This is a genomic window from Arthrobacter sp. MSA 4-2, assembly GCF_016405885.1.
In the GTDB taxonomy this organism is placed as follows: Bacteria; Actinomycetota; Actinomycetes; order Actinomycetales; family Micrococcaceae; genus Arthrobacter_D.
Window position 1 is genome coordinate 1 of sequence record NZ_JAEKGC010000020.1, and the last position, 26944, is coordinate 26944.

Consider the following 26944-nt stretch of genomic DNA (forward strand, 5'->3'; position numbering starts at 1 on the left):
GCGCCCTGGTCGGCATCCAATCCGCCGCCGGCTACGAAGAAGGCCGCCCCCTCCCACAAAGCTGGTAACCGCACCGCGGCAACTGCGCTGAAGGAGGGCCGTTACGTCCGTATGCTCCGGAGCGAGGGGGAACTGCCGGTTCCACCCCTGACCCAGCGGAAATCAGCGCCGGAGACCAGGGCGGGTGCCACCCCGTGGTACCCGCCCTGATCTCCGTGGGCGTAGCCGCAGCCGGATGCCCGGCGACGGCTGCGCCCATTAGCTGACCGTTTTGAGGAATTCGAGCAGGTCGTTGTTCAGGCGCTCCTTGTGCGTGTCCGCCAGACCGTGCGGTGCCCCCTCGTATGCCTTGAACTCGGCTCCATCAATCAGCGCCGATGAAGCCTTGCCTCCGACCTCAAAGGGCACAATCTGGTCCTCCGTGCCGTGGATGACCAGGGTCGGCACATCGAATTTCTTCAGGTCCTCCCGGAAATCGGTCGCGGAGAACGCGGCGATGCTCTCAAAGGCGTTGCGGTGCCCCGAGGCGAGGCTCTGGGTGACGAAGGACATCTGCACCCCCTCACTGGCCGCCCCGGGGTTCTTGTTGTTGCCAAAGAACGGCCCCGAAGCGAGGTCCCGGTACAGCTGGGCCCGGTCGGCCAGGGAACTCTCCCGCAGGCCGTCGAAGACGTCAATCGGCACGCCGCCGGGATTGTCGTCGGTCTTCAGCATGAGGGGCGGGACGGCCGAAATCAGGACCGCCTGGGCCAGCCGGGAGGTGCCGTGCCGGCCGATATAGCGGGTAATCTCCCCGCCTCCGGTGGAGAAACCCATGAGAGTAACGTTTGTCAGGTCGAGGGCATCCATGAGCGCGGCGAGGTCGTCGGCGTAGGTGTCCATCTCATTGCCGTCCCACGTCTGGGTGGACTTCCCATGCCCACGCCGGTCGTGCGCGATGGCGCGGTAACCGTTGCCGGCCAGGAAGAACTGCTGGGATTCCCAGCTGTCGGAGTTCAGGGGCCAGCCGTGGGCCATCACTACGGGCCGGCCGGTCCCCCAGTCCTTATAGAAGATTTCGGTGCCGTCTTTGGTGGTTACAAAGCTCATCGCTACGCCTTCCGACTCTGCTGTGGGGGATCCGGGCTCCGCATCAGGTACCGGCGCCCGGTAGAGCAATAGTCGCGCAGACGCGCCAGCGGCCGAACGGTATGCGTTAAATGGCCCGAATGTGACGGCCCGCGGTGAACGAGCGATTTTTGACTGTAGACCCGGTACCGGGCCCCTGGCCGGTGGATCCTAGACCTTGGCGAGCCTCGCCCTCAGGGCTGCGTTTTCGGCTTCGAGCCTGCCGACGCGCTGGCGGACCGGGTCGATAATTTCCTCGAGTTCGGCCAGCGTATACCGGGGGGTGATGTGCCGGGGGCAGTTCCAGTCATAGGCCTCGACCTCAACGATGACGGCGCGCTCGACGGCCCCCTGGTAGCCCTCCACTGTCAGGGCCTTGAGGATGTCCGGGCCGTCTTCAGGAGTGACGATCCGCGCGCGGCCAAAGAGCTTGAGGCGGGTTTGGCTCGCATAGTCGACGGCGATGATCGAAACCCTCTCCATCGCGCTGATGTTGCCTGTGCTCACGTATTGCAGGTTGCCCTCGAAATCCGCCCAGCCGATGGTGTGCTTGTCCAGGACCTTGAGGAAGCCCGGCGGGCCGCCGCGGAACTGCACGTAGGGCCACCCGGTCTCCCCCATGCTGGCGAGGTACATCCCGTCCCGCTCCTCGAGGTAGGTCTGCTCGCGCAGCCCCAGCGGGTCGGCAGCGGAGTCCGCGAGAGCGCCGGCGTCCGGGGCCGGGAAGTAGCCGGCGGTTCCGTGGTGTTCCTGCACCTTCCGCACCGAGGAGGTGAAGGCGATGTCTGCGTAGTGTTTGCTCATTGCGGTCCTTCACGAGGAGTGGGGCGTGGCCGGGGCAGGAGAAGCCTGCCCCGGCGGAACCGGGAAGCCGTCAGCTTGACCCCATCAGCCGCATGCCCGGCCGGGCTTCCTACCTTACTTTCCGGGTGAGGAAGTCGCGGATGAGGTCGGCGATTTCGTCGCCGTGGGTCTCCAGGGCGAAGTGGCCTCCGTCGAGCAGGTGTAGCTCCGCGTCGGGCAGGTCTCGCAGATAAGCCTTGGCCCCCTCGGCGCCGAAGATCGGGTCATTCTTTCCCCAGGTGATCAGCGTGGGCGGGAGGTGGGTGCGGAAGTACTCCTGGAATCCCGGATAGAGATCGAGGTTGAACTGGTAGTCCCAGAAGAGCTGCAGCTGGATCTCGGTGTTGCCCGGGCGCTCCATCAGGGTCTGATCCAGGGTCCAGGTCTCCGGCGAGAGCCGGTTCAGCCGGTCCTCCGGCACCCCGAAGGTGTACTGCCACTTGGTTCGCTCGGGCAGGAAGTACTTTCGCACGCCGGCCTCGTTGGCGGGCCGGTCCTTGGCGTGGGCGAACAGGATGTCCCAGAACGGGGTGAATCCCTCCAGATAGGCGTTGCCCGACTGCACCAGCAGGGCGCTGACCCGCTCCGGCTGCGTGCTGGCGATGCTCAACCCGATGGGGGCGCCGTAATCCATGATGTACACGGCGAACTTATCGAGCTTCAACTGGTCGATGAACTTCACGGTGATCTCGGTCAGGTGCTTGAAGGAGTACTCAAAGCCCTGGACCTGCGGCGCATCGGAAAAACCGAACCCGATCATGTCAGGGGCCACCAGATGGAAGTTCCCCGCCAGGTCCCTCATGAGCCGACGGAACATGTGCGAGGAGGTGGGAAAGCCGTGAAGCAGCAGGATGGTGGGTTTCGAAGGGTCTCCGGCCTCCCGGTAAAACACCGTATGCCCGTCGACCTGTGTGGTGTGCGTATGGGTGAGGGTGCCGGAGGTTGTGAAGGCGCCAGCGCCCTCCGTAGTAGTCATCTCGAATGATCCTTCCTTGGCATCGTGAGACCACGTGGAAGTCAAACGCTGGCAGGAACGCCGGTGGCAGTCAACGATGTGGCGCCCGCCGAAGTTTTGTGACACCCGCGCGTTTTCGCCGGCATCGGCAGGTGTCAGCCTTCCCGGGTGTAGCGGGCGTCCACAGCAGGTCCATCAGCCGGCCCGCCTGGGCCCGCTGCGCTGACTCTCCGGCGGCCAGCGCAATGCCGGCCAGGCTGATCAGGATGGCATCGGCGGGGACGTCGCTGCGCGCACCCTCCTGTTCCACCGCGGCATCGAGCAGCTCCTGAATTGCCGCATTCAGCAGGTCCCGGCTCTCGGCATGAGGGGTTCCGCCCGAGGCGATGACCTCATGCAGGGCGTCGGCCATGCCGATCTTCGTTGTCATGTAATCCATGAAAAGGTCCATCCAGGCGCGCAGGGCGGCCCGGGGCTCCAACCGCTGAAGCAGCTCCGGCACGGCGCTGCAGACGCTTGTCAGTTCGTTGCGGTAGGCCGCTTCGATGAGGGATTCCCGGGTCGGAAAGTGCCGGTAGAGGGTGCCGATCCCGACGCCTGCTTCCCGGGCGATCGCGTCGAGGGTTGCCTCCAGCGTGGAACCTCCCGCGCCCTGGCCGCCGCCGGAGCGGAGGTCACCCTGGCCGTGCGGAACCTGGAGGCGGGCAGGCGCACCGCAGCCGAGATCACCGCGCAAACCGGCAACACGGCGGTTCACGTCGCTTCACTGGAGCTCACCGATCAGGGCTCGATCGATGCCTTCACCGCAGCATGGGAAGGTCCCCTGCACATTCTGGTCAACAATGCCGGGATCATGGCCCTCCCGCAGCGCCACCTGACCCCCGAGGGCTGGGAACTGCAGTTCGCCACAAACTACCTGGGCCACTTCGCGTTGACCCTGGGTCTGCACGGCGCCCTGGCCGCCGCAGGCAACGCGCGGATTGTCTCGGTGAGTTCAAGCGCCCAACTGGTATCCCCGGTGGTCTTCGACGACATCCACTTCGAAAACCGCGAGTACAACGAATGGCTCGCCTACGGACAATCCAAGACGGCCAACGTACTCCTGGCTGTGGAGGCCACCCGGCGATGGGCGAAAGACGGCATCACCGCCAACTCCCTGATGCCCGGCGGCATCCGCACCGGCCTGCAGCGCCACCAGGAGAACAACCCCGAAACCCGTGCCATCTTCGACGCCTACCCTTGGAAGACCCTGGAGCAGGGATCATCGACGTCGGTCCTGCTGGCGGCTTCGCCCCTGCTCGAGGGAATCGGCGGACTCTACTTCGAAGACAACAACGAAGCAGAACAGACGACCGAGCCCGGCTCGCAGAGCGGGGTCCACCCCCATGCGCTGGATCCCGAGGCCGCAGCACGCCTTTGGGACCTCGGCGTCGAAATAATCGCGGCCCGCCGCGAGGGCACCGCATAACCGCAGGACAGGAAAGAGAAGTCAGGATCAGCAGGAGGAACTCCCTGGCGGGGAGTTCCTCCTCCGCTCTGCGGCGGTTCGACTCCTGGTCGACCCCCACCGGTGGAGTGCAGTTGATCACTGCAGGCGCCGGTGATTTCCCCTGCGCTCCCCATTAATGGACAATTAAGACAAGAACTCTTTCCGGTCTGCATCCAGCAGCAGCTGGCGAGACCCTCCAGGCCGGCCCTGTCGAAGTGATCCCCACAGCCGGTGAACGGCGCAGGATCCGGGTCCCAGGGGCCGCCACCCACCCTTCCCCCCCAAAAGGATTTCCCATGAGCAACGACATCACTGCCATCGCCGAGACCATTTACGAGCGGCTCTGCTCCGGATTCACCAACGGCGACTGGGACGCCTTCTTCGCCTACGTCGAGGACGAACTGCCCGTCGCCTGGCCCACCGAACCCGGAGCGGGAAGCTACGCCGGCGTCGAAGGACGGCAGTTCCTCGAACAGCAGCTGCGCTTTTTCGGCGGCGAGCACCGCCTGACCGAGATCACCCGCACCGCGACCACCGTCGCAGGGGACACAGTGTTCTTTGAGGACATCAGCCGCGGCGAGATCGGCGGCGCTCCCTACCACGCACGCCACTGCGTCATCCTCACCATCCGGGGTGGCAAGGTCGCGGGCTTCCGTGAATATGTCGCCCGGCAGCAGGCCGGCTCCTAATCCTTGATCCCCTCGCCGGCGGCGTGGGCCTGCCGCCCGACCGCGCCCCGTGCGCGGCGGCTGGGAATGCCACGCACTACAGGTCGGCCATCTTCCCCGGCACTTAGCCGGGGAAGGCGGACAGGGCGCGCTCCGCGACCTTCATGAGTTCGGCGCGGCCTGCGCCGCCGGCGGCCTGAACGGCGAGGCCCGCCGTAACGGAAGCCAGATACCGCGCGAGTTCGGTCGGGTCTTCGGCGGCGGACAGGTCACCGGCGTCGATGGCCTCCTGGAAGCGCTCGACGAAGCGTTGCTCCCCCGCTCTGCGGCTGGAGGCCAGGAAGTCCACGATCCGCTGGTCCTGGGGATGGCCCGAGAGTCCGCCCTGGATCGAAAGGCACCCCGGCGGCCGCCCCGGCAGGGTGATGGCTTCAACGTTCTTGCGCAGGTAGTGGGCCGCGACCTCCCGGGCGGACGGCTTCGCCAGAGCCTCGTCAACGTAGGCCATCTCCACCTGGGCGTACCGGCCGACGGCCAGCCGGAACGTGTGCTCCTTGTTTCCAAAGGCGGCATACAGGCTCGGCCTGCTGATGCTCATCGCCGTCGTGAGGTCGTCGAGGGTGGTCCCCTCGTACCCCTGGCGCCAGAACACGTCGACGGCGCGCTCCAATGCCCGGTCTACATCGAACTCCCGGGGCCTGCCTCGAACCGCCATGACGCCCACTCCCCTCCGCTGCCGCCCATCACCATGCTCTTCCGCAGAGCAGCTCATCTATACTCTGGGGAACATAACTGCAGCGCGGGAAATTTCCCTCTGCGGCGCCGGCCGGTCCCGAAGACGTCCCGCAGGCACCCCGTCGCGGTGAGGAAGTTCCGGCCCAATCAAAACGGGCCGCCACGCCGGTGGCGTGACGGCCCGTTCCGCAGTAGGAACTACGCTCCGTAGCCACCGTCGATATTCAGGACGGTGCCGGTGACGTAGGACGCCCCCGGGCTGGCAAGGAAAAGCACGCCCGCGGCGATCTCCTCGGGGCGTGCGAAGCGGCCCAGCGCCGTGTAGGAGTTGAACACCTCGGCCATGTCGCCGCTTTCCGGGTTCATTTCGGTGTCGGTGTAGCCGGCCTGCAGGACGTTGATGTTGATCCCCCGGGCTGCGAGGTCGCGGGAGGCACCCCGGCTGAAGCCGGCCAGGGCGGACTTGGCTCCGGCATAGTCAGCCAGTCCCGGCGAGCCGACGCGCGTGCCGACGCCCGAGCCGATGCTGATGATGCGCCCGCCCTCGGGCAGGTGCGGGATGGCGGCGCGGATGGCCGCGACGATGTTGGTGTAGTTGATCCGGTGCTGGCGTTCAATGGCGTCGAAGTCCTCGAACTCGCTGGCCACCGGGGCCCACACGGTGATGCCGGCGTTGTTGACGAGGATGTCCAGCTTGCCGAAGTGCCCGACAACCCGCTCGATGAGCGCAACAGCCTGGGCCTGGTCGGCCTGGTCGGCTTGGAAGGCCGCGGCGCGCACACCGTGGGCCTGGAGCTCAGCGACGGTCTTCTCGGCTGATTCGGTGTTTCCGGCGTAGCTAATGGCAACGTCCGCCCCGGCCGCCGCAAAGGCCCGCGCGGTCGCCCCGCCGATGCCGCGGCTTCCGCCGGTGACGAGTACTACTTTGCCTGCAAATTCCTGTGACATGTGTCTGATTCCGATCCGGGCCCAGGCCCTAAAGTTTTTGACTACATGGATCAGAACTAGGGCCGTCCGATTTTTATTCCACGGGGAACAGAAATAGTTTGAACGGCCCCGATCGGCGCTCCGGGTGGCCCGCATCGTGCCGACGGCGCGGACGTTCCGCGCCATGGCCTCCCCTACCATTGAGTCCATCGAGGCGAGCGCCGAGGCGACCGAAGGGCAGGCAATGACAAAACTGACGATCCTCGCGGGCGGTGTCGGTGGTGCGCGGTTCGTCCGTGGGGCCCGGACCCTTGCCGAGGTGATGGACCTGGACATCACTGTCATCGCCAACACCGGGGACGACCTCTGGCTCACGGGACTGCGGGTCTGTCCCGACCTCGACTCCCTGATGTATTCCCTCGGCGGAGCGAACGACACCGAGCGCGGCTGGGGCCGGGCCGGCGAGTCGGAACGGGTCAGCGCCGAATTGACCGCGTACGGGGTGGGCTGGCCCTGGTTCACCCTGGGGGACCTCGACCTGGGGACCCACATCGCCCGCACCGCCCTGCTGCGTGAAGGGCTTTCCCTCACCGAAGCCACTCAACGCCTGGCGGCGCGCTGGAACCTTGGAGTGCGGCTGCTGCCGGCCACCGATGACGAGGTGGAGACGAACGTCGAGGTGGCCAACGAGGATGGGAGCACCCGGTTCATCCACTTCGAGGAGTGGTGGGTGCGCCACCGGGGCAATATCCCGACCCGCCGGTTCGTCCAACAGGGTCTCGAGTCCGCGGCCGCCGCCCCGGCCGCCCTCGAGGCGGTCGCCTCGGCCGACGTCGTGCTGTTCGCCCCGTCGAATCCCGTGGTGTCCATCGGGACCATCCTCACGCTGCCCGGCATGGGCCAGGCGCTGCGTGACACCGCGGCCCCGGTCGTCGGGGTGTCGCCGATCATCGGCGGCGCCGCGGTGCGGGGCATGGCCGAGCTGTGTCTGCGGACCATTGGCGTGGAGGTGTCTGCCGCCGCCGTCGGCCTGCACTATGGATCCCGCCCGGCCGGCGGGCTCCTCGACGGCTGGCTCGTCGACTCCGCCGACGCCGGGGCACTGGGACCGCTGCGCGCGGCCGGGATGGAGGGACGGGCGGTCCCGCTGTGGATGACCTCCGATGAGTCATCGGCGGCCATCGTGGCCGAGGCGCTGAACCTCGCCGCCGGGACGCGGTCGGCCTAGGCGGCCGGCAGTCCCCGGGCGGCGACGGCCCGCGCCGTGTGGGCCCCGACCCCGCGCCGCATCAGGAAGGTGAGATCGGGGAGCTCGTCGACATCCCAGCGCAGCGGGGAGGACGGGGGGACGTCAAGCACCGTGTGGCCGCTCCCTTCGTGCCGTTGACGGGAGCCCGGCCCGAACTTCGGGTCGACATCCGGCGCCCGGCCGGCCAGCAGAGTGGTTCCCCTGCCGGAGTGGTCCGTGACCATCGCCCGCCCTGACCGCCCGGCGGCGGCGAGGACCCGGTCGAGGTCGGCGGCTCGAACCCCGGGCAGGTCCGCGGTCGCCACCGCCGCCGGACCCGGCCCCGCCCGGCGGAGGCCCGCCGCAACCGCGGGATTCAGGCCCCGGCCGGGGTCATCGACGATCAGCACCCCGTGCGGGGCGGTGGCCCGCATCCGGGCGTCGTTGCTGACCAGGATGACCCTTCGGACGGCGCGGCTCTCCTGGGCGGCCGCAAGGGTGTCGAGGGCGAAGGCCAGGGCGAGGTCCTCGACGCCGTCGAGCTGCCGCCGCAGGCGCGACTTGGCAAGATGGAGCCCTTTCACCGGGATGACCAGGTTCCAGGTCACCGCTGATCCCTCCCGCCGAAGGCGAACACCGGACGCCCCGTCAGGGGGTTGTCGAGCCTCACTGCGGGCACTCCGTACACGGAGCGGATCAGCCCGGGGGTGAGTGTGCTGGCGGTTTCCCCGCTGGCGACCACCCGTCCTCCCGCCAGGACAATGACGTGGTCGCAGTAGGCTGCGGTGAGGTTGATGTCATGCAGCGCCGCAACGACGGTGGACCCGCCGAGCGCGAGCCCCCGGAGCAGGTCGAGCACCCCGGCCTGGGCGCTGAGGTCGAGGTGGTTCGTGGGTTCGTCCAGCAGCAGCACCCCGGTCTCCTGGGCCAGCGCACGGGCGATGTGCACCCGCTGGCGCTCCCCGCCCGAGAGGCTGTCGAGCCGCCGTGCGCCAAATCCCTCAAGGCCCACCTGGGCCAGGCTGCGCTGCACAATGAGCTCGTCCCGGGTGGTTTCCGGGGCGTACGCGGGGCGGTAGGGCAGGCGTCCGAGCAGGACGGCGTCGGCCACGCTCAGGGGGACGTCGACGTCGACCTGCTGGTCGACGAAGGCAAGGTGCTGCGCCCGCACCTTCCGCTTCATACTCCGCAGGTCCGTCCCGGCGAGGCTGACCTGCCCGGACGTCGGTTTCAGGACCGCCGCAATCAGGCGGAGGAGGGAAGACTTGCCGGCCCCGTTGGGCCCGAGGAGGCCCGTGACGGCGGAGCCAGGAAGGGCGCATTCGATCCCTGAGAGGATCACGCGCTGGCCAGCGCTGTAACTGAGGCCGTGCGCCCGCAGTTCCCCGGCGGCGGCGATTGACCCTGCCGCGCTCATGACTGTGCCTTCCGCCGCCATAGCAGCACGGCGAACACCGGTGCGCCGATCAGCGCGGTAACGATTCCCACCGGGATCTCCCGCGGCTCGAATACCGTGCGGGCGAGGGTGTCGGCCCAGACCAGGAACACCGCGCCGGCCAGCGCCACGGCCGGCAGCAGGACCCGGTGCCGCGCACCGGTCAGCAGCCGGACGGCATGGGGAAGAATCAGCCCCACGAAGCCAATGGAGCCGCTGACCGAGACCATCGCCCCGGTCAGCACCGCCGTTCCGGCGAGCAGCACCCAGCGCAGCACCGGGACATTGAGCCCGAGGGCCCCTGCGGCGTTGTCCCCGAAGGAGAATCCATCGAGCAGTCCTCCCGATAGCAGAATCGGGATCCCGGCGAGCAGGAACGCGGCCGCGCTGATCGTCACGGAGGTCCAGGTGCTGCCTGCCAGTGAGCCGAGGAGCCAGTTCAGGACCTCCCGGTAGGAATCTCCCTTGGAGGAGAAGAAGATGATGAAGGATGTCAGGGCCGAGGCGGCGGAGGAGACGGCGAGGCCGGCGAGGACGGTGCGGGAGGGGTTGATCGACCCGGCCGCGGCGGCCAGGGACAGGGTGAGCACCAGCGCGGCCATCGCCCCGGCGAACGCCGCGACGGGAAGCACGACGGCGGCACCGAGCAGCAGGACCGAAACGGCACCCAGGGAAGCCCCCGAACTCAGTCCCAGGAGGTAGGGATCAGCAAGCGGGTTCCGTGTGAGGGCCTGCATCACGGCGCCGCTGAGGGCGAGCCCGGCCCCGACGAAGGCGGCCGTCAGCAGCCGCGGCAGCCTCAGCTCCCAGAGGATGGCCTGCTGCACCGATGACAGGGCCGCCGCGTCAGCACCTGCCGGAGAGGTGCCGGCGACACGGTCGGCGGCCGAGCGTGCCACCTGGAGGAGTGAGATGTCGGCCGGCCCGATGGTCAGCGCAAGCACCACGGAGACGGCGAGCACACCTCCGAGTGCCAGCGGCACCAGGGCGGCCGGGCGTGCCCCCGCCCTGCGCACTGCCGCCGACGGGAAGCCGGTGGGCGGGGCGCCGTCGCCGGGGCGGGCGCGGTGCTGCAGGCTCACGGATCGAGCGGGTCGAGCAGACGCAGCTGATCCTCGAGGGACCGTGCCGTGTCCACGCTTCGCACGCCCGCTTCGCCGCCCGCGAAGGGAACCGTGAGGTAGCGGGATTCCCGGACGGCGCGGAGCTTAGCCGTGGCCGGGTTGGCGGTGAGGTGGTCGACCTTCTGCTGGGCGGTGTTCCAGGCCGCGTCAACGAGGACGATCACATCAGGATCGGCCGCGGCCACGGCCTCCCAGGACATGGCACTCCAGCTGTCGTCGATGTCCGCGGCGACGTTCCGCAGGCCCACGGTCTCCATCAGCAGCTGGGGTGCGCCCGTGCCTGCTCCCACGTACGGCGTCTTCTCCCCCGAGCTGTACCACAGGGCGGACAGGCCGGACCCATCCGGAGTGATTGCTGCCAGCTTGTCCGCCTCCTGCGAGACGACCAGGTCGGCCCGGGCCTCCACGCCGAAGATACGGCCCATCTCCGTGATGTCGTCGAAGATGGAGTCGAAGGTCAGTGGATCGGGCTTGTAGCCCTCCGCCTTGCACGCTGCCGGCGAGACGTACGTCCGAACCCCGAGTGCCTCAAGGGACGCGCGGTCCCCGGCTCCCTCGGCGGAGAAGTTTGACTCCCACCCCCCGTAGACGAGGTCCGGTTCCAGGGCCAGCGTGGCCTCGGTCCCCGGAAGCTGCTCGGAGAGCACGGGAATCCGGGCGTCAGCATGCGCGTCGGGCAGCGGCCCGTCGGCGAAGGCGCTGCCGACGATCGTGCTTCCGAGGCCGAGGCTGAGCAGCATCTCGGTGGCGGTCGACTTGATGGTGACGACGCGCTCGGGCGCCGCCTCGAAGGTGACCTGGGTGCCGCAGTTGTCGATGGTCGCCGGATATCCTGCGGCGGCCGTGCCGCCCGGGGGTTCCACCGGGGACGACGTCTGGGAGGGGCCGGCGCAGCCGGCGGCAAGGAGGATCAGGGCACCGGCAGTCGCGAGGTATCGGGTGGTGGAAAACATTATCCGTCCAGGGGGCGCAGGGAACGCTTCGGTTGAAGCGCTGGAGTTGGCCCACCCGTGGCCCAGATCGAGGCCACCCGACCGGCAGACGCGCCGATGGAGGTGCTCCAAGAATAGCACCGAGAGCTCGATATACGTACCGTATGGAACATAATATGACCAGGGTCACGGCCCGGCGGGGCGCGCCATATTGCGTCCACCACCGCTGGTTTTGGTTTTTTAGAACGAACTGTCCAAAAATGGGAATATCCTCATCCGCCGCTGGTTATACGTACCGTACGATACAAAATCATGGCCCCGGCCACTCCCCCTGAGGAACCCAATGTCTGAAAACACAAGCCTTTCCGGCAAGACCGCCCTCGTCACCGGCGGCTCCCGCGGCATCGGAGCCGGCATCGCCCGCTCCCTGGCCGCCCAGGGCGCCACCGTCGCCCTGACCTACTGGTCCTCCGCTGACGCCGCCGACGCCCTGGTGGCCGAGATCGCGGCTGTCGGCGGCAAGGCCGTTGCAGTGCGCGCCAACAACGCCGACCCCGACGCCGCCCGCCAGGGGGTCCGGGACGCCGTGGACGCCCTGGGCTCCCTGGACATCCTCGTCAACAATGCCGGCGGCGGCTGGTTCGAGCCCTTCACCGAAACCCCCGACGAGCACATCGAGGCCTCCATCGACCTCAATATCCGTGGCACCGTCTACACCACCCAGGAGGCCCTCAAGCACCTTCCCGACGGCGGCCGGATCATCACCATCGGCAGCATCAACGCCATCAGCATCCCCTTCGTCGGCGGTGCGATCTACGGCATGAGCAAGGCCGCCCTCGTCGGCTTCACCAAGGGCCTGGCCCGCGACCTCGGGGCCCGCGGCATCACCGCCAACCTCCTGCAGCCCGGCCCTATCGACACCGACGGCAACCCCGCCGACGGCGAGTCCGCCCACATCATGGCCGGCATGACTGCCCTGAAGCGCTTCGGCACCCCCGCCGACGTCGGGGCCCTCGTCGCGTGGATCGCCAGCGACGCAGCCAACTACCTCACTGGGGCCACCATCTCCAACGACGGCGGCTGGACCGCCTGACCCCTGCCGACCAGCACACCCCACGGCGTTCCGGAAACCGCGGCCGTGGGGTGCGCCGGCGGCACCACGGAGGACACCCCTCCGCGCTTACACCGACGAACGAAACACCTGGCAGGCAGCGCGCCCAGCCCAGATCCGGACGATGGAGACCCCATGAATAATCAGAACGCCCCCGTAGCACTCGGCCGGGTTGGCATGTGGAGCATTGAACTCAGCGGCATCGAACCAGCAGTGGCAACCGAGGTGGCAGCCGAACTCCACTCCCAGGGTTGGGGTGCCATCTGGCTTGTCGGTGCGGGAGGCCCGGGAATGTGGAACGCAGCGGAGCGGATGCTCGACGCCGGCAGCGAAGCGGCCGTCGCCTTCGGTGTCATGAGCATCTGGGGGGCGGACGCCGACGCCGCCCCGGCCGAGCACGAACGCCTGACCTGGAAGTTCGGGCCCCGGCTGATGAGCGGATTCGGGGTCAGCAACCCCCACTCGGCCGCCGCCGTTGGCAAGGACTTCACCACTCCGATCAATGAGATGAACAAGTACCTCGACATGCTCGACGGCGCGGCGCCGGCCCTTCCGCGCTCCCAGCGCCTGCTCGGAGCCCTCGGCCCCCGCATGGTCGACCTCGCGGGCCGGCGCACCGCAGGTATCCACCCCTTCCTGGTCACCGCCGAATCGAATGCGGGCTACCGGGACATCCTGGGCGGGGATTCGTTGATCGCGCCGCACCTCGGCGTCGTTCTCGAGGAAGACCCCGCTCGCGCACGCGCCATCGCCCGCCGCGGTGTGGGCATGTTCATCGGGTTCCCGGCCTACCAGGCCAACCTGCGCCGCCTCGGCTTCACCGATGCCGATCTCATCCCGGGCGGAAGCGACCGGCTGATCGATGCGACCGTCGCCTGGGGCAGTGTGGACCGGATCGCGGACCGCATCGCCGAACACCACGCAGCAGGTGCCGACCATGTGGCCCTGCACGTGATGAATGGGCAGCCGGGGCTCCCGCTCGCCGAGTGGCGCGAACTCGCCCCCCTGGCACGCCGCTAGTACAGGCGCGCCCTCCCGGCACCCCTCCCCCCTACCGTGAAAGAGAAACTGCCATGACCACCTCGTCGAACATCGGGTACGCCGCCATGCTCGAACAGTTCCACCCGACCGAGGCGGTCGCGCTGGCGGCCTACGCCGAGGAAAGAGGCTTCAACGGGGTGATGGCGGCCGATCATTTCCAGCCCTGGGTGCCGGCCCAGGGGCAGTCCTCGTTCGTGTGGAACGTCCTGGCCGCCGTGGGTGAACGCACCCGCGGCGGCTTCGGGCCGGGCGTCACCACGCCCACGTTCCGATGGCACCCGGCGATGGTGGCGCAGGCGTCGGCTACCCTTGCCGCCATGTATCCGGGCAGGCACTGGCTCGGGCTGGGCTCGGGCGAGGCCCTCAACGAGCACATCGTGGGCGGGTACTGGCCGGAGGTCCCCGAGCGCATCAACCGCATGTTCGAGGCGATCGACATCATCACGAAACTGTTCACCGCGTCCCTGGCCGGCAGGGATGTCCGCCATAACGGCCAGTACTACAAGATGGAATCGACCCGGCTGTGGACCATGCCCGAGGTTCCCCCGGAAATCCACGTCGCGACGGCCGGCCCCGTGACCGCGAAGCGGGCAGGCAAACACGCTGACGGGCTGATCACCGTCGGGGCGCCGCTTGGGAAAATCGAGTCGCTGTTCGAGCGGTTCCATGCGGGGGCGGCCGAGGCGGGCAAGGACCCGGCCACACTGAAAAAGGTCCTCCAGCTCCACCTCAGTTGGGCCGACACCGACGAGGCCGCCCTGGCCAACGCGATGACGGAGTGGCCCAACGGCGGTATGAAGTTCCCCAAGGGCGACATCCGCTCGCCCTTCGAACTTGAGCAGATGGCCAAACTGGTGCGGCCCGAAGACTTTGAGGGGCGCATGGTGATCTCGGCGGATCCCGACGTCCACCGTGCACAGATTCAGCGGTTCGTTGACCTCGGCTTCGACACCATTTATCTCCACAACGTCGGCCGCAACCAGCGGGAGTGGATCGACGAGTTCTCCAGCAGCGTCCTTCCGGCCCTGAGGTGGTAGGCATGGATCAGCTACAGGCCTTCGCGCTCCAAGGAATCGGGGAGATCACCGAGGGTACGGATCTGGGGGAAGTAATCCGGGAGGTCTCGGCCGGGACGCTGCGGAACGGCGACATCCTCGTGGTGTCGTCGAAGATCTTCTCGAAAGCCGAGGGCCGCCTGGTGCGGGCCGAGGACCGGGAGGAGGCAATCACCCAAGAAACCGTGAGGGTCGTTGCCACCAGGACCCACCCCGGCGGTGTGACGCGCATTGTGGAAAACCGCAACGGGATCATCGCGGCGGCAGCGGGAGTCGATACGAGCAATACGGCGGCTGGCACCGTCCTGCTGCTGCCCCTCGACCCGGATGCCTCGGCCCGGCGGCTGTGCCGCAGCCTCAGGAAGGCCACCGGGCTGCGGCTCGGCATCATCATGTCCGATACGCTCGGCCGGCCCTGGCGGCAGGGCCAGACGGATGCGGCCATCGGGGCGGCAGGGGTGCAGGTGCTCGAGGACCTCCGGGGGACCCGCGACCGCGCAGGCCACCTGCTCAAGGTGTCGGTTCCGGCGGTCGGCGATGAGATAGCCGCCGCCGCGGACCTGGTCAAGGGAAAGGCCGAAGGGGCCCCCGTCGCCGTCGTCCGCGGACTTTCGCGCTTCGTCGTCGACGACGCCGACCTGAACTCCACCCCCGGCGCAGCGAGTTTGGTGCGGCCGGCGGCGGAGGACATGTTCAGGCAGGGCTCCGAGGAGGCCTATGCGGCCGGATACGCCGCCGGGCTGGCGGCCCGTCCCGCCGGGGACTGAGCGTCCGCCGCGCCGGCGCGGCCTGGTGGAGTTCAGGGGCGGTAACCGTTCAGTGGGCCGGCCCGGGCACCACGATGCCGTTTTCGTACGCATACACCACCGCCTGCACCCGGTCCCGCAGGCCCAGCTTCATCAGGATGCGCCGCACGTGGGTCTTCACCGTCGCCTCCGAGAGGAAGAACCGTTTCGCCAGCTCCGCGTTCGACAAACCCTCCGCCACCGCCTCAAGGACCTCGCGCTCCCGCGGGGTCAGGTCGGCCAGCCGCTTATCCGGCGCCGCTGGAGCCGCCTGCGCCGGTGCCAGTGACCTCACATAGGTTTCCAGCAGCCGCTGGGTGACCCGCGGCGCGACGACCGCATCACCGCTGGCCACCACGCGCACCGCCGAGACGAGGTCCGACGGCGCCACATCCTTGAGCAGGAAGGCCGACGCGCCGGCCTGCAGCCCGGCGAACGCATACTCATCGAGGTCGAAGGTGGTCAGGATGATGATGCGCGATGCCACCCCGGAGGCGGTGATCCGCCGCGTGGCCTCGATCCCATCCCCCAGCGGCATCCGCACATCCATCAGGATGACATCGGGAACCAGCCTGCTCGCAAGGCGGACCGCCTCCTCCCCCGTGCCGGCCTCCCCCACCACCTCGAGATCCGGCTCGCCCTCGAGGATCAGCCGGAAACCCATCCGCAGCAGCGGCTGGTCATCGGCGAGCAGGACCCGAACGGGTCCGCCCTGCGTGGTGGGGTTCGTCGTCATTGTTCCCTTTCCTCTCTTGGTGTCCCGCACCGTCGCCGGTGTCGGGAACGATCAGCTGTGCCTCAACGACCCAGCCGCCCGAGGGCCTCGCGCCGCTTTCGGCGGTGCCCGAATAAATTGCGGCCCGCTCCCGCATGCCGGCGACGCCCCGGCTGGAGCCGAGGGACACCGCGGGGTCCATGGCGCCCCGCCCGTCGTCGGAGATCCGCAGGGCCACCCGGTCCCCGGCCCGCGCGATGGAGACATCCACAGCCGTGACGCTCTTGCCGTAACGCAGGACATTTGTCAGTGACTCCTGGATGATCCGGTACACGGTGAGCTGGAACGCCGGATCCTCGGGCAGCCCCGGCCCACTGCTCGTCACGCGCAGCGGCAGGCCCGCCGCACGGAAGCCGTCGAACAGCTGCGTCAGCGAGCCCGACGCCGGGAGCGGCTCAAGGGAACCGGCCTGTGCCTCAAGGCGGAGGACACCCAGGACCCGGCGCATGTCGGCGGTTGCGGCACGGCCCGTGCTGGAGAGCTCACCGAGGACGGCCAGCGCCCGGTCGGGGTCGCGCTTCATGACGACGGCGGCGCCGTCGGCGAGCGCCACCATGACCGTCAGGGAGTGCGCGATCACGTCGTGCATCTCCCGGGCGATGCGGTTCCGCTCCTCCGCCGAGGCCAGTTCCGCGTTGCGGGCGGCCCACCGGCGCACCTCCTGCTCATGCTCGCGGTCGCGCCGGACGGTGACCCCGATCCCGACCGCGACGGCCGACAACATGACGAGGAACCCGATAAGCAGGAAGATGATGCCCGGCGCCTCCTCGAACCTCTCGCTGGGCCCGAGGAAGATGGCTCCTACCGTCAGGATGGTCGCACTGGCCGCTGCGGCGAGGGTTTTCCCCAACGGATAGGCCGCGGCCACCGTGTACAGGGCGGCCAGGACGGCGGCGCTGATGCTGACGGCCCCCCCGGCGAGGAGGGTCACCGGTGGATCGAGCAGCGCCACCACGGTGAGGACGGTCAGCGGACGGTCCCGGCGGACCGCGAGCGCCCCGGCGGCCAGGATGACGCCCGTCAGGCCCAGCCAGTTACCGGACGACGCCGCCAGGACGATGGCGTCGGGGAGGGCGATCACCAGGTAGGCCAGGACGACGACGGCGTCCATCGCGCGCGGGTGCCGGCGGAAGAACCGCCGGAGCGGTCCGCGCCTGCGGGCATTGAGCTCGGTGAGGGAGCCCGCGTCCGTTCCTTCCGCGGGCCCCCTCACCGAGGGTGTGTCACTCATGGTTTTGTTCCATGGGGCGAGTGTAAGCGCGCGATCAGACGTCCCGCTTCTTGGTGACGAGCAGCGATGCGGCCAGGAGCAGGAGCGACCAACCGCCAAGTATCAGCGCACCCTGCCACTGGGTGAACGCGCCCTCGGCGATGGTGGTCGCGACCATCTGATCCCCGCCCGCGCTGGGCAGGAACCGTCCGGCGTCGGCAACCCACTCAGTTCCCATGCCGAAGACGGTGAAGAGGATCGGCAGGACGAGCAGGACGCCGATGGAGGTGACAACCCCGCCGGCGGTGTTGCGGATCAGGGTGCCGATGGACATGGCGAAGATGGAGACGAGGGCAAGCACCAGCCCGGTGTTCACGATGTGCAGGAGCGCACCGTCCTCACTGAGGGCGAAGCCCAGATCCGCGCTGTTCAGGATGGGCTGCGCAACGAAGTAGCCGATAAGGGCCGACCCCGCTCCCACGACGAAGGAAATGCCCGCCATGACGGACTGCTTCGCCAGCAGGGCGAGGCTGCGGCGGGGAACCACGACCATCGTCGAGCGGATCATTCCGGTTCCCCACTCGGATGCGACTAGCACCACTGCGAGCGAGGCCATCAGAAGCTGCCCAAAGGCGAGGCCTGACCCGGGGATGCCGAGTGCGGCGGATGCGGCGTCGGACGGCCCCTGCATCTGCGCGGCCATCTCCGGATCGCCCTCGACGTTGAGCGACAGGGTGGTCTGCCAGGCGAGCAGGGCGGCCAGGCCGATCATGACGACGGTGGTGATGAGGATCAGGATGACCGTCGAGGGCACGCTGGTGATCTTGATCCACTCGGACTTCAGGACGCGGCCAAAGGAGACGCCGGATGCTGATTCATGCCGCGGATGCGGGCGCGGACCCGGCAGGGCGGGGGTGGGTGCGGTGGTGACTGGCGTGGTCATGCTCGGTGTCCTTCGGTTGAAGCCGCAAGGAGACCGCTGGAGGGCAGGCTGTGCGACTGGTATTCGACTTCTTGAGAGGTGAGCTGCATGTAGGCGTCCTCGAGGGACACCTGGATCGGTGTCAGTTCGTAGATAAGGACGCCGTTGCGTACTGCGACTTCCGCGATACGGCGGGGTTCCACACCGGTGATCTCGAGCAGCTCGGGCTCCAGGATCTGCGAGGAGACGCCGTCGGCGGCGAGGCTGCCGAGGAGGTCCTGGGGCCGGTCCGCGCGGACCCGGACCCGGGCCACACCCTGACCGTCGATGATCGACTGGATCGGGGCGTCGGCGATGATGCGTCCGCGCCCGATCACGATGAGGTGATCGGCCGTGAGTGCCATCTCCGACATGAGGTGCGAGGAGAGGAAGACGGTGCGCCCCTCGGCGGCGAGGGACTTGGCAAGGCGGCGCACCCACTGGACGCCCTCGGGGTCCAGCCCGTTGACCGGCTCGTCGAGGATGACGGTCTGCGGATCGCCGAGGAGGGCAGAGGCGATCCCCAGGCGCTGACCCATCCCGAGCGAGAATCCGCCCACGCGCTTCTTGGCGACGGGACCGAGACCTGCCAGTTCGATGACCTCCCTGACCCGGCTGTCCGGGATGGCGTGGGTCGCGGCCAGGGCGCGCAGGTGGGTGTAGGCGGAGCGCTTGGGATGGACCGCCTTGGCGTCCAGCAGGGCTCCCAGCTCGCGCAGGGGCGCCTTGTGCCTGGCGTAGGGCAGCCCGTTCACGGTGGCCCGGCCCCCGCTCGGGTTGTCGAGCCCCACGATCATGCGCATGGTGGTGGACTTGCCCGCACCGTTCGGGCCAAGGAATCCCGTCACCTTGCCGGGCTGCACGGTGAATGACACGGCGTCGACGGCGGTCTTGGTGCCGTACCGCTTTGAGAGTGCCTGTGCCTCGATCATGACTGCGTCCTTCGAATAGTGAAATGCGTTCTTGAAGCCTGCTTCTGCAGGCTTCCTTCCAACCTAGGCCGGGGCCGGTGGCCGGTAACCGGCCCCGGGGATGACCCCTGGGCTCGCCGTCGTACGTCTTTCGAATGACGCCGGATGCCGTGCCCTTGACGGCCGGGTGGAGCTCCTTGCTTGGGGTGATCCGAGGACAAGATCCTTCTACCCCTTTTTAAGTTGCCGACCACCTACATTATTCCCGCGGGCCGCAACGCGCCCTTACCCGGCTGGCGCCGCGGCAGGGGCGTTCCCAGCGGCGGGGACCTACCGGGCCTGCAGTGCGTCGAGGGCGACGGCCATGGCGGCGGCAACCCGTCCATCAACCTGCCCTCCGGGCACGGTGACCAGGTAGCTGTCGCCCAGTGACCGGCGGCGTTCCGAGGTCAGGACGGGCTGCCCGGCCGTGTCGAGGAAGTCGAAGTGGAACAGGAACGGGGACGGGAGGAAGTCGGCAATCGGCGTCAGGTCCCACAGCCGTCTGGCCACCGCCACACCGGCGCTGCGTTCGCTGCCCACGGCCTTCACGCCTTCGGCGTCGAGGTGCCAGGTGGAGCGCAGCAGGGACTTGCCGAAGTCTTTCCGGAAGCTGCCGATCGGCCTGCCGCCGACGTCGAGCACGTCGTAGGTGGCCCCGGCGTCGAGGCTTTGCCGTGCCCGAAACGAGAACAGAGCGGTGGTTCTCGCTTCGTCCGCGTAGAAGGTCACCTGTTCCCGAAAGGCCGCCCGCTTCTGCTGGGCGACGGCGAGCAGGGCGCCCGGTGCGCCGGCGTCGTCCGTGGCACGGATTTCGTAACGGTTCACCAGCACGGTGAGCTTCTGCACCAGGGTGAAGCGTTCGATACGTTGCAGCGTTTCCATTGTTCTTTCTTTCCTCAGGATTGCTCCGACACCGGTTGCGGCGCGGGAGGGGTGGTCGATTGACCCCTGAAGCGTAGGTGAGGACGGCATGCCGGCGCGTCAGCAGTAGGAGGGAGATTCCGGCCCGGGGGCGTCACCCTTTCGGCTGATCTTTCGGAGCGGCCGGAGGCAAAGCGGGGCCTCCGGCCGGAACCCTGATAGGACTGGGGTCATGACTGACACGGGATCCCCTTACGGCTTCGACCCCATCCGCGTCATCGCGTCGCGGTGCCTGACGACGGCCGACGGCGTCGGCGTCACCGTGCGCCTCTGTGCGCCCCAGCGGATGCCGGATGCCCCCGGTGACTGGTACTGCGCTTTCCGGATCGAGGGGCCGGGAGCGGAGGAATCCGACGGCTACGCACTGGGCATCGATGCGGTCCAGGCCCTGCTGCTGGCCACGGCCACGATCGGCAACCGGCTGGCGGTGACCGCACAGCCGCTCACCTTCCTTGGAGGATCGAACCTCGGGTTCCCCCAAACGACGGCGCACGGTATCGAACTGCTCCTGTAGAAGGAATGATTTCGGAGGAGCGCCTCCCACACTTGCTACCCTTCCAGAATGGAAGCCAAGTCGCGTCGATTGTCCACCAGCACTGAACGGCGTGCCGAGATCATTGATGCAGCTCTTGTGGTATTCGGTGTTCGTGGATATTACGGCACGACGACAGCCGCCATCGCTGTAGCAGCTGGTTTGTCCGAGGGTTACCTCTATAAAATCTGGCCGGGCAAGGAGGCCCTTTTTGTCGCCGTCCTTGAGGAGGTCAAGCTGCGTCTAAGGGCAGCGATCCTGGAAAGCCTCGAAGGCTTCGAGGCGTCCGGACGCCCGTTCTCGGCGGGTGATGTATTGCAAGAACGGGCTGTGCGTACGGGGATTGATCGAAATGCGGCGATGGTCCTGCTTCATGCCACCGCCGCATCTTCCGTGCCGGCGCTTCGTCAGGCCGTGGCTGAATGCTATGCGGACCAAGTCGATTTTCTTCGTCGGCGCCTTGGAGCGACGGACGTAGAAATCCAGCAATATCTTGCGATCGGTCAACTCATCAACAGTGTCAATGCGTTGGATCCCACCCCGGAAGAAGGGAGTGCCTGGGCGGACAGTCTTCGAGGGTCAGGCGTGTGAGCTGCGGCTCTGTTATCCCTCGAGAACATCCTGTCGTCCCTCGGCCCAGCTCAGAGATGCCGTCATGCTTTGAATTTTCCAACCGCCTTCCCGGACCACCAGTTCGACCTCCCACTGACCTCCGTTTTTTGTCAGTTCGCCGGTTCCCCCTTCGGTCGGGCGGGCGAGGAGATAAGCCAGTACATTTGCCGAGACCTGAGCAACGTCTCCAATCACCGAGGCTCGAATGCCTCCGAGGACATGCTGCGACGCTTCCAACGGGTCGAGACGTTCCCGCCAGTTCTGTACAAGTTCGGTTCGGCTGATAATCGAACTCGTGCCTCGGGCCCGTGAGTAATCGAGGCTGACTTCTGGTGTGAAGAGAGCCTCGAGGTCCTGCCACTGCCCCCGGTCAATGAACCATGCCATCGTTGACAGTGCATCGCGGGCCGCTTCCCGGTCGGGACCTGCCCCTCCTGGGTCCTGCAATTCATCGGTGTGTGACCTGATGTACTGCTCGAGGCGATGAGCTGGGCGCCCGAGGATCCGTTCGACGGTGCCTGTGACACGATCCTCAGCGCCGGCGGCAACAACCCGGTCCAAGGCGGCAAGTTCACGAGCAGGAATGGCAGGAACACCGCTTTCCACCAGGAACGATGCAAACTCGTCAATATCCAAGGCAAGATGAGAAACCTGGTGCCCTACCTCGCGCGAGATGAGCGAGGCCATCTCACGGAAGCTATGGGTGCTGGGCCCTGTCAGGACATGATCACCGGCGGGGAACGCTTCCGTGTCCTCCTGCAGCATCTTCACGGCGACCTCAGCGATGTCATTTGGATCGATGAACGCCACCTTCGCCTCGCCGGTAGCGGAAACAACGACGGCGCGGTCACGAATCGCGCGTGCAAGCGGTGTGGAACCGATCATGTTGGACATGAACCAGGAGGGCCGCAGGATGGCGACCTGTTCGAACTCGGAGCGGACGTACCGCGCGATCTCGATCAGAGGATGCCGGATGGACTCATCATCGGTCGGAAGCGAGGAAGAACTCAGGACAACGACCCGCTTTACGCCGTTTGCCTTCGCGACAGAAGTGAAGGCTTTGACCAAATCGAGCGCCGCAGGCTCGGCAACAGGAGCAACGAGATAGAGGGCACTGCACCCTTTGCTAGCAGCGGCGTACGTCGTCGGATCCGACCAGTCAAACTTCACGAGATCCGGGTTGCTGCCAGGGGACCGCGTTGCGCCCCGAGCCGCTACTCCGGCGTCGAGAAGGAGCCTGAGCACCCGACTCCCCGTCGTACCTGTTGCACCTGTCACAAGGACCGTGCCTGAATTCGCCACAGGATTACTCATTGCTATCTCCTCATCGTTGCACTGGACCACGTTCTGTCCGCGGGTCCCTAAGAAACGCCCAAGCGAACAAAATAGGTAAGTGAGTACTTACTCACTCTAGTCTACGGGTGAGCGACTGAGCAATGAATCTCGAATGTGGGCGGTGATCATCTGTTTGCCGAGGACAGTATGTGGTCGTCTTTGTCGTCGTCGCCGCGGGTCTTGAGCAGACTCGCGACGGTCGCTACGACGATAGTGGCGGCGATGAAGAGCAGCGAGAACCAGATGGGGATCTCGGGTACCCAGAGCAGCGGTTCCCCACCGTTGATGAAGGGCAGCTCGTTGACGTGCAGGGCGTGGAAGACGAGCTTCACGCCGATGAAGCCCAGGATGACGGCCAGACCCTGGGCGAGGTAGACCAGGCGTTCGAGCAGCCCTCCTATGAGGAAAAACAGCTGACGCAGACCCATCAACGCGAACGCGTTGGCGGTGAAAACGATGTAGGCCTCGTTGGTCAGTCCGTAGATTGCGGGGATCGAATCGACAGCGAAGATGAGGTCCACAAAGCCGATCGCAATGATGGTCAACATCATGGGCGTGACGAAACGCTTCCCGCCTTGCACCACGGTGAGTTTGTCCTGGTGATACTCATCAGTGACGGGTAGGACCCGGCGGATCAGTGTCATGAACTTACCGTTAGCCGGATTGGACTCGTGATTGCTGAACGCTTGCCGGTAGGCCAGGACGAGCAGCAGAGCGCCGAAGATGTAAAAAACCCAGGAGAAGTTCTCGATCAGGGCCGCTCCGATGGCGATGAACCCGCCGCGCAGGATGAGGGCGATGATGATCCCGATCATCAGCACCTTCTGCTGGTACTTCTTCGGTACCGCGAATCCGGCCATCACGATGAGGAAGACGAACAGGTTGTCGATCGACAGTGCCTTCTCGGTGAGGTATCCGGCGAAGTACTCACCACCGAACGTCCATCCCGACACCAAACCGATCCCCACCCCGAACAGTAGGGCCAGCCCGATGTAGAACGCCGACCAGCGCGCCGATTCTGCGATGGACGGCTCGTGGGGTTTACGCACGTGGGCGAAGAACTCGTAGACGAAGAACAGGATCGTCACAGCGATCGTGATGAGCCAGATCAGGGGTGTGATCTGCATAAGGATGCTCCCAAGGGTAGGCGTTGAACAGATACGCCAAGGTCTCCTCCGCCCGGACTGCACCGGACCAAACGACCCGAGATGCCTCAATGCATCCGTATTGACGGGCCGATCACAGGCGGGAGTACTCCCCTTGATAGGAGAACCCTAACCCAACCAAACCCGTCGTCCTAACCGGCACGGACCGGGACTGCCCCGGTCCAGTTGACTTCAAAGTGCGTTGACCGGTCGGGACCACCGTCGTTGTGGCCATCGCTACCGGTTCATCTAGGCCGTCCGGTGCACGCGCGAGCGCCACAGCAGGTAGACGAAGTACAAAGCGCCTACCAGTGCGGCCATGATCCCTGCAGGGATCTGCGCCCGGGCCATGACCGTCCGGCCAGTGCGCGCAACGCGGGTGGGGCGGGGCACGGAACCGCGCCGCTGAGCCCCGCGCCGGCGGGCTGCTGGCACCGACCAGACACCGGCCTCGGCTGGTCCACCTCAAACGGGACCCGTGCACATCGCACGGGTCCCGTTCGTCATTCTGGGAAGACCCCGGGGCAGGTGCGCCGCCGATGTTCCAGTTCGGCAGGCAGTGCCCGTGGACGAGACAGGGACCGACCGCAACGAAGGAGCCCACCACCGGGAGGGTGATAGGCTTCCTCGGTTTACCGGGCCTGGTGGCGGTGCCACCCCCGGCCCGTCCGGCATGGCCGGCGATGGGTCAGACGCGGCCAGGGAAGCGGGTGGTGATTTCCTGGAGGATGAACTCGTTGCCCTCGGGGTCAGTGAAGATGGCGAAGGAGAAGTAGCTGGCGCGCTCCGGAGCCAGGCCCGGGGTGCGTCCCTCGGTCCGGACACTCGGGATGCCGCCCTGTGCCTCGTGGAAGACCTCGGTGATCTCGATGCCGCGGGAGGCGATGTCGGCGCGGGCCGCCTCGACGTCCTCGACGATCAGGTAGGTGCCGCGGGTCGAGCCGGGGGCGGCATCGGTGAGGCCGTTGCTGATGATGATGGAGGCATGGGATCCGGTCGGGGTGTAGTGCACGGCGCGGAAGCCTCCCTCGCCCTTGAGGTCGACGTCGAGCCGCCAGTCGAGCTTGTCGTAGAACGATTTGGCGCGCTCCACGTCGGCGACGGGAAGAATGATGAGTTCGAGCTTGTAGTCCATGATTCAATTCCTTAGCTATTCCCGGGCCCACCAGGGACAGTGGTGGAGCGGCCCCGAACTTCTGACAGTTCAACTGGATTGGCTGGGTATGGACACACGCCGGGCGGGCTGCAGAAGCACACTCCCGGGCCACCGCTTCACCGGCGCGGACTTCCGGCCGGGAACGGGACGTCGCGGGCGCAGGTACCCACACCGCCGGCATTGGGCTGCCGGAGGCGGCCGAGCAAATGCTCGTCCACGCAAACCAGTACGGGGACGAGGCCGCGCAGGTCGACCTCACCGTGGAGGCTCAGCCTCTTTCCACGGTCCCGACCCAGATGCCCTGCCGGATTACACCGCACGCGTGGCATCCTACCGACTGCACATGGACCCCGACCACACACTCGCCTTGTGTTACCAGCGCCGTGCTGGCCGCCCCGTGGCGCCAGCCCCGTCGGCGACCGCCGCTGGCCGAGGCGGCCACGGTCATCCGGCGTGGTCACACTGATGCCCGGGCACCGGTAGCGCCCCGCTACTGGCCGCGGACGCAGCGAAGCCCACCACCGGAACGGCGATGGGCTTCGCAGGGCGTGCTGTCGAGACGGAGCTTACTGGGTGTCTGCGGCCAGGAACGGGCGCAGTACGTTGACCAGTTCCTCGGGGGCCTGCTCGGCGAGCCAGTGGCCGGCGCCGGGGATGACGGCGGTCTGGACCTGCGGGGCGGCGGCCTTGATGCCGTCGGCGGCCAGAGTGCCCCAACTGTTTTCCCCGCCGATGCCGATCACGGGGATGGTCAGCGGGGTCTTGGCGCGTTCGGCGTTCTGGGCGACCAGGGTGTCCCACTCGCGGTAGAGCTCAAAGCTGGCGCGCAGTGTGTCCTTATCGCGGTTGTACTGCTTGACGTAGTACTTGATCGCGTGCTCGGGCGGGGTGTAGCCCCCGCCCTGGATCTGGTACTCGTAGCGGTAGAAGTCCTCGGCGCTGTTGCGGACCAGGTTCACGATCAGTTCGTCGTCGACCCGGTTGAAGGGGATGTGCCAGAGCCGGTTGTTGGTGGCCTCATCGGCGAACAGCGGCGGGCTACCCTTGGTGATCCCGGGAGGGCCGGGCACCTCGACGCCGGCGAAACGCTCGACCCGGTCGCGGTGGTCCGCGGCCAGGGCGTAGCCGATGAAGTAGCCGGTGTCGTGGCCGACCACGGAGAACTTCTCGTGGCCGAGTTCGGTCATCAGGGCGGCCAGGTCATCGGCCAGGGTGGCGGTGTCGTAGCCGTCGGCGGGCTTCTCGGTCAGGCCGATGCCGCGCTGGTCCACGGCGATCACGGTGTGGTCCTTGGCCAGCGGCTCGAGCACCGAGCGCCAGGCGTAGGAATCTTCCGGCCAGCCGTGCACCAGGAGCACCGCCGGGCCTTCCCCGCCGATCACCGCGTGCTGACGGATGCCGTTGGCCTCCACGAAGCGGCTCTCAAAGGTGTCGCTGAAGCCCGCGGGCAGCTCCTGGCCCTTGGTCACCCAGCTTTCCGGTCCCGCCTTGGGCTCGGAGGCCCCTGCGGAGACTGTGCCGATCACCAGCGCTGCGGCGGCCGCCGCGGCGGCACCGACCCAGCGGCGCCGCGTGCGTCCGGCGGAGCGTGGTGACGCTGTATTGGGGTTCGTCGAATCTGCATCAGAAGGAAGTTTGGGCATGGAGGTCCCTTTCATGAAACTTGCCGAGGGTAGTTGGAGGTCGCCGTCACTAAAGATTTGCGCCCGCCACGGCGGAACGGCGCAAAACTGCCGCGGACCGGATACCAGATGCTGGAGCCGGGTCCGCAGCAGCGGCCGGTGCCGGGGCGGAACAAGTCCTCGCCCCGGCCCTGGCAAGGCCGGTTAGATGCGGCCGGGGAAGCGGGTGGTGATTTCCTGGAGGATGAACTCGTTGCCCTCGGGGTCAGTGAAGATGGCGAAGGAGA

Annotated in this window: 29 protein-coding genes; 10 read left to right on the forward strand and 19 right to left on the reverse strand. The window is 67.2% G+C overall.

Features of this window, described 5'->3' with window-relative positions:
- Positions 1 to 258 precede the first annotated feature (258 nt).
- The 4 genes from I6N91_RS16330 to I6N91_RS17280 all read right to left on the reverse strand — a co-directional run bounded on the left by I6N91_RS16330 (position 259) and on the right by I6N91_RS17280 (position 3641).
- Complete coding sequence (locus I6N91_RS16330) at positions 259 to 1089, reverse strand: alpha/beta fold hydrolase (protein ID WP_198814304.1); 831 nt, start codon at positions 1087 to 1089, stop codon at positions 259 to 261.
- A gap of 189 nt (positions 1090 to 1278) precedes the next feature.
- Positions 1279 to 1911, reverse strand: coding sequence for a pyridoxamine 5'-phosphate oxidase family protein (locus I6N91_RS16335; RefSeq protein ID WP_198814306.1), 633 nt, complete (start codon positions 1909 to 1911; stop codon positions 1279 to 1281).
- 109 nt (positions 1912 to 2020) lie between these two features.
- Positions 2021 to 2926: an alpha/beta fold hydrolase gene (locus I6N91_RS16340; protein ID WP_198814308.1), complete on the reverse strand. Its 906-nt coding sequence runs from the start codon at positions 2924 to 2926 to the stop codon at positions 2021 to 2023.
- A 70-nt stretch (positions 2927 to 2996) separates the two neighbouring features.
- A complete protein-coding gene (locus tag I6N91_RS17280) occupies positions 2997 to 3641 on the reverse strand; it encodes a TetR/AcrR family transcriptional regulator (protein ID WP_233091979.1) in 645 nt (214 codons plus the stop codon).
- Between I6N91_RS17280 and I6N91_RS16350 the strand changes: the two genes are divergently transcribed.
- Positions 3591 to 4373: an SDR family NAD(P)-dependent oxidoreductase gene (locus I6N91_RS16350; protein ID WP_307843399.1), complete on the forward strand. Its 783-nt coding sequence runs from the start codon at positions 3591 to 3593 to the stop codon at positions 4371 to 4373. The two genes, I6N91_RS17280 and I6N91_RS16350, sit on opposite strands and share 51 nt — an antisense overlap.
- A gap of 317 nt (positions 4374 to 4690) precedes the next feature.
- Positions 4691 to 5083 carry a nuclear transport factor 2 family protein gene (locus tag I6N91_RS16355; protein ID WP_198814314.1) on the forward strand — a complete coding sequence of 131 codons (393 nt, stop codon included), beginning with the start codon at positions 4691 to 4693 and terminating at the stop codon, positions 5081 to 5083.
- Between the two features lie 103 nt (positions 5084 to 5186).
- Here the strand turns inward: I6N91_RS16355 and I6N91_RS16360 are convergent, their stop codons facing one another.
- Positions 5187 to 5777, reverse strand: a complete 591-nt coding sequence (locus I6N91_RS16360) for a TetR/AcrR family transcriptional regulator (protein WP_233091974.1) — start codon at positions 5775 to 5777, stop codon at positions 5187 to 5189.
- A gap of 218 nt (positions 5778 to 5995) precedes the next feature.
- Entirely contained in the window at positions 5996 to 6745 is a 750-nt protein-coding gene (locus I6N91_RS16365) for an SDR family oxidoreductase (RefSeq protein WP_198814319.1), read from the reverse strand.
- 163 nt (positions 6746 to 6908) lie between these two features.
- Here I6N91_RS16365 and cofD point away from each other — a divergent pair, with 163 nt between their 5' ends.
- The gene (gene cofD / locus I6N91_RS16370; RefSeq protein WP_374058959.1) at positions 6909 to 7952 is read left to right on the forward strand and encodes a 2-phospho-L-lactate transferase; all 1044 of its coding nucleotides are present in this window, start codon (positions 6909 to 6911) and stop codon (positions 7950 to 7952) included.
- Here cofD and cofC read toward each other — a convergent pair.
- From cofC to I6N91_RS16390, 4 genes are read right to left on the reverse strand one after another with little or no spacing between them, the layout of a single operon-like run.
- The gene (gene cofC, locus I6N91_RS16375; RefSeq protein WP_198814321.1) at positions 7949 to 8560 is read right to left on the reverse strand and encodes a 2-phospho-L-lactate guanylyltransferase; all 612 of its coding nucleotides are present in this window, start codon (positions 8558 to 8560) and stop codon (positions 7949 to 7951) included. The genes cofD and cofC overlap by 4 nt on opposite strands.
- A complete protein-coding gene (locus tag I6N91_RS16380; RefSeq protein WP_198814323.1) occupies positions 8557 to 9369 on the reverse strand; it encodes an ABC transporter ATP-binding protein in 813 nt (270 codons plus the stop codon). The genes cofC and I6N91_RS16380 overlap by 4 nt, the downstream gene beginning before the upstream one ends.
- Positions 9366 to 10469, reverse strand: a complete 1104-nt coding sequence (locus I6N91_RS16385) for a putative F420-0 ABC transporter permease subunit (protein WP_374058960.1) — start codon at positions 10467 to 10469, stop codon at positions 9366 to 9368. The genes I6N91_RS16380 and I6N91_RS16385 overlap by 4 nt, the downstream gene beginning before the upstream one ends.
- A complete protein-coding gene (locus tag I6N91_RS16390) occupies positions 10466 to 11464 on the reverse strand; it encodes a putative F420-0 ABC transporter substrate-binding protein (protein ID WP_198814325.1) in 999 nt (332 codons plus the stop codon). The genes I6N91_RS16385 and I6N91_RS16390 overlap by 4 nt, the downstream gene beginning before the upstream one ends.
- A gap of 322 nt (positions 11465 to 11786) precedes the next feature.
- Here I6N91_RS16390 and I6N91_RS16395 point away from each other — a divergent pair, with 322 nt between their 5' ends.
- The 4 genes from I6N91_RS16395 to cofE all read left to right on the forward strand — a co-directional run bounded on the left by I6N91_RS16395 (position 11787) and on the right by cofE (position 15417).
- Entirely contained in the window at positions 11787 to 12536 is a 750-nt protein-coding gene (locus I6N91_RS16395; RefSeq protein ID WP_198814327.1) for an SDR family NAD(P)-dependent oxidoreductase, read from the forward strand.
- A gap of 153 nt (positions 12537 to 12689) precedes the next feature.
- Positions 12690 to 13574, forward strand: a complete 885-nt coding sequence (locus tag I6N91_RS16400; protein WP_198814329.1) for a TIGR03620 family F420-dependent LLM class oxidoreductase — start codon at positions 12690 to 12692, stop codon at positions 13572 to 13574.
- Between the two features lie 53 nt (positions 13575 to 13627).
- A complete protein-coding gene (locus I6N91_RS16405) occupies positions 13628 to 14632 on the forward strand; it encodes a TIGR03557 family F420-dependent LLM class oxidoreductase (RefSeq protein WP_198814331.1) in 1005 nt (334 codons plus the stop codon).
- Between the two features lie 2 nt (positions 14633 to 14634).
- Positions 14635 to 15417, forward strand: coding sequence for a coenzyme F420-0:L-glutamate ligase (gene cofE / locus I6N91_RS16410; RefSeq protein WP_198814333.1), 783 nt, complete (start codon positions 14635 to 14637; stop codon positions 15415 to 15417).
- 49 nt (positions 15418 to 15466) lie between these two features.
- Here cofE and I6N91_RS16415 read toward each other — a convergent pair whose 3' ends face one another.
- The 5 genes from I6N91_RS16415 to I6N91_RS16435 form a co-directional block, all read right to left on the reverse strand.
- Complete coding sequence (locus I6N91_RS16415; protein WP_198814335.1) at positions 15467 to 16171, reverse strand: response regulator transcription factor; 705 nt, start codon at positions 16169 to 16171, stop codon at positions 15467 to 15469.
- The gene (locus I6N91_RS16420) at positions 16116 to 17441 is read right to left on the reverse strand and encodes a sensor histidine kinase (protein ID WP_198814337.1); all 1326 of its coding nucleotides are present in this window, start codon (positions 17439 to 17441) and stop codon (positions 16116 to 16118) included. Before I6N91_RS16420 ends, I6N91_RS16415 begins: the two co-directional genes overlap by 56 nt.
- Before the next feature lie 34 nt (positions 17442 to 17475).
- Positions 17476 to 18363, reverse strand: a complete 888-nt coding sequence (locus I6N91_RS16425) for an ABC transporter permease (RefSeq protein WP_198814339.1) — start codon at positions 18361 to 18363, stop codon at positions 17476 to 17478.
- Positions 18360 to 19313 (reverse strand): ABC transporter ATP-binding protein, encoded by a 954-nt coding sequence (locus tag I6N91_RS16430; protein ID WP_198814341.1) that lies wholly within the window; start codon positions 19311 to 19313, stop codon positions 18360 to 18362. The genes I6N91_RS16425 and I6N91_RS16430 overlap by 4 nt, the downstream gene beginning before the upstream one ends.
- 309 nt (positions 19314 to 19622) lie before the next feature.
- On the reverse strand, positions 19623 to 20216 hold the full coding sequence (locus I6N91_RS16435; RefSeq protein ID WP_198814343.1) for a hypothetical protein: 594 nt from the start codon (positions 20214 to 20216) through the stop codon (positions 19623 to 19625).
- A 211-nt stretch (positions 20217 to 20427) separates the two neighbouring features.
- Between I6N91_RS16435 and I6N91_RS16440 the strand changes: the two genes are divergently transcribed.
- Both I6N91_RS16440 and I6N91_RS16445 read left to right on the forward strand, forming a co-directional pair.
- Positions 20428 to 20769 (forward strand): hypothetical protein, encoded by a 342-nt coding sequence (locus tag I6N91_RS16440; protein ID WP_198814345.1) that lies wholly within the window; start codon positions 20428 to 20430, stop codon positions 20767 to 20769.
- 48 nt (positions 20770 to 20817) lie between these two features.
- Positions 20818 to 21378, forward strand: a complete 561-nt coding sequence (locus I6N91_RS16445) for a TetR/AcrR family transcriptional regulator (protein WP_198814347.1) — start codon at positions 20818 to 20820, stop codon at positions 21376 to 21378.
- Positions 21379 to 21390: 12 nt separating this feature from the next.
- On the opposite strand, the gene I6N91_RS16450 is transcribed toward I6N91_RS16445, so the two are convergent.
- The 4 genes from I6N91_RS16450 to I6N91_RS16465 all read right to left on the reverse strand — a co-directional run bounded on the left by I6N91_RS16450 (position 21391) and on the right by I6N91_RS16465 (position 26678).
- Complete coding sequence (locus tag I6N91_RS16450; protein ID WP_198814349.1) at positions 21391 to 22713, reverse strand: nuclear transport factor 2 family protein; 1323 nt, start codon at positions 22711 to 22713, stop codon at positions 21391 to 21393.
- Positions 22714 to 22859: 146 nt separating this feature from the next.
- Positions 22860 to 23861 (reverse strand): TerC family protein, encoded by a 1002-nt coding sequence (locus tag I6N91_RS16455; RefSeq protein ID WP_198814351.1) that lies wholly within the window; start codon positions 23859 to 23861, stop codon positions 22860 to 22862.
- Between the two features lie 706 nt (positions 23862 to 24567).
- Complete coding sequence (locus I6N91_RS16460; RefSeq protein WP_198814353.1) at positions 24568 to 25014, reverse strand: VOC family protein; 447 nt, start codon at positions 25012 to 25014, stop codon at positions 24568 to 24570.
- A 587-nt stretch (positions 25015 to 25601) separates the two neighbouring features.
- A complete protein-coding gene (locus I6N91_RS16465) occupies positions 25602 to 26678 on the reverse strand; it encodes an alpha/beta fold hydrolase (protein WP_198814355.1) in 1077 nt (358 codons plus the stop codon).
- Positions 26679 to 26711: 33 nt separating this feature from the next.
- Between I6N91_RS16465 and I6N91_RS17285 the strand changes: the two genes are divergently transcribed.
- Positions 26712 to 26944 (forward strand): hypothetical protein (locus I6N91_RS17285; RefSeq protein ID WP_233091975.1); only part of this gene is annotated, 233 nt, incomplete at its 3' end.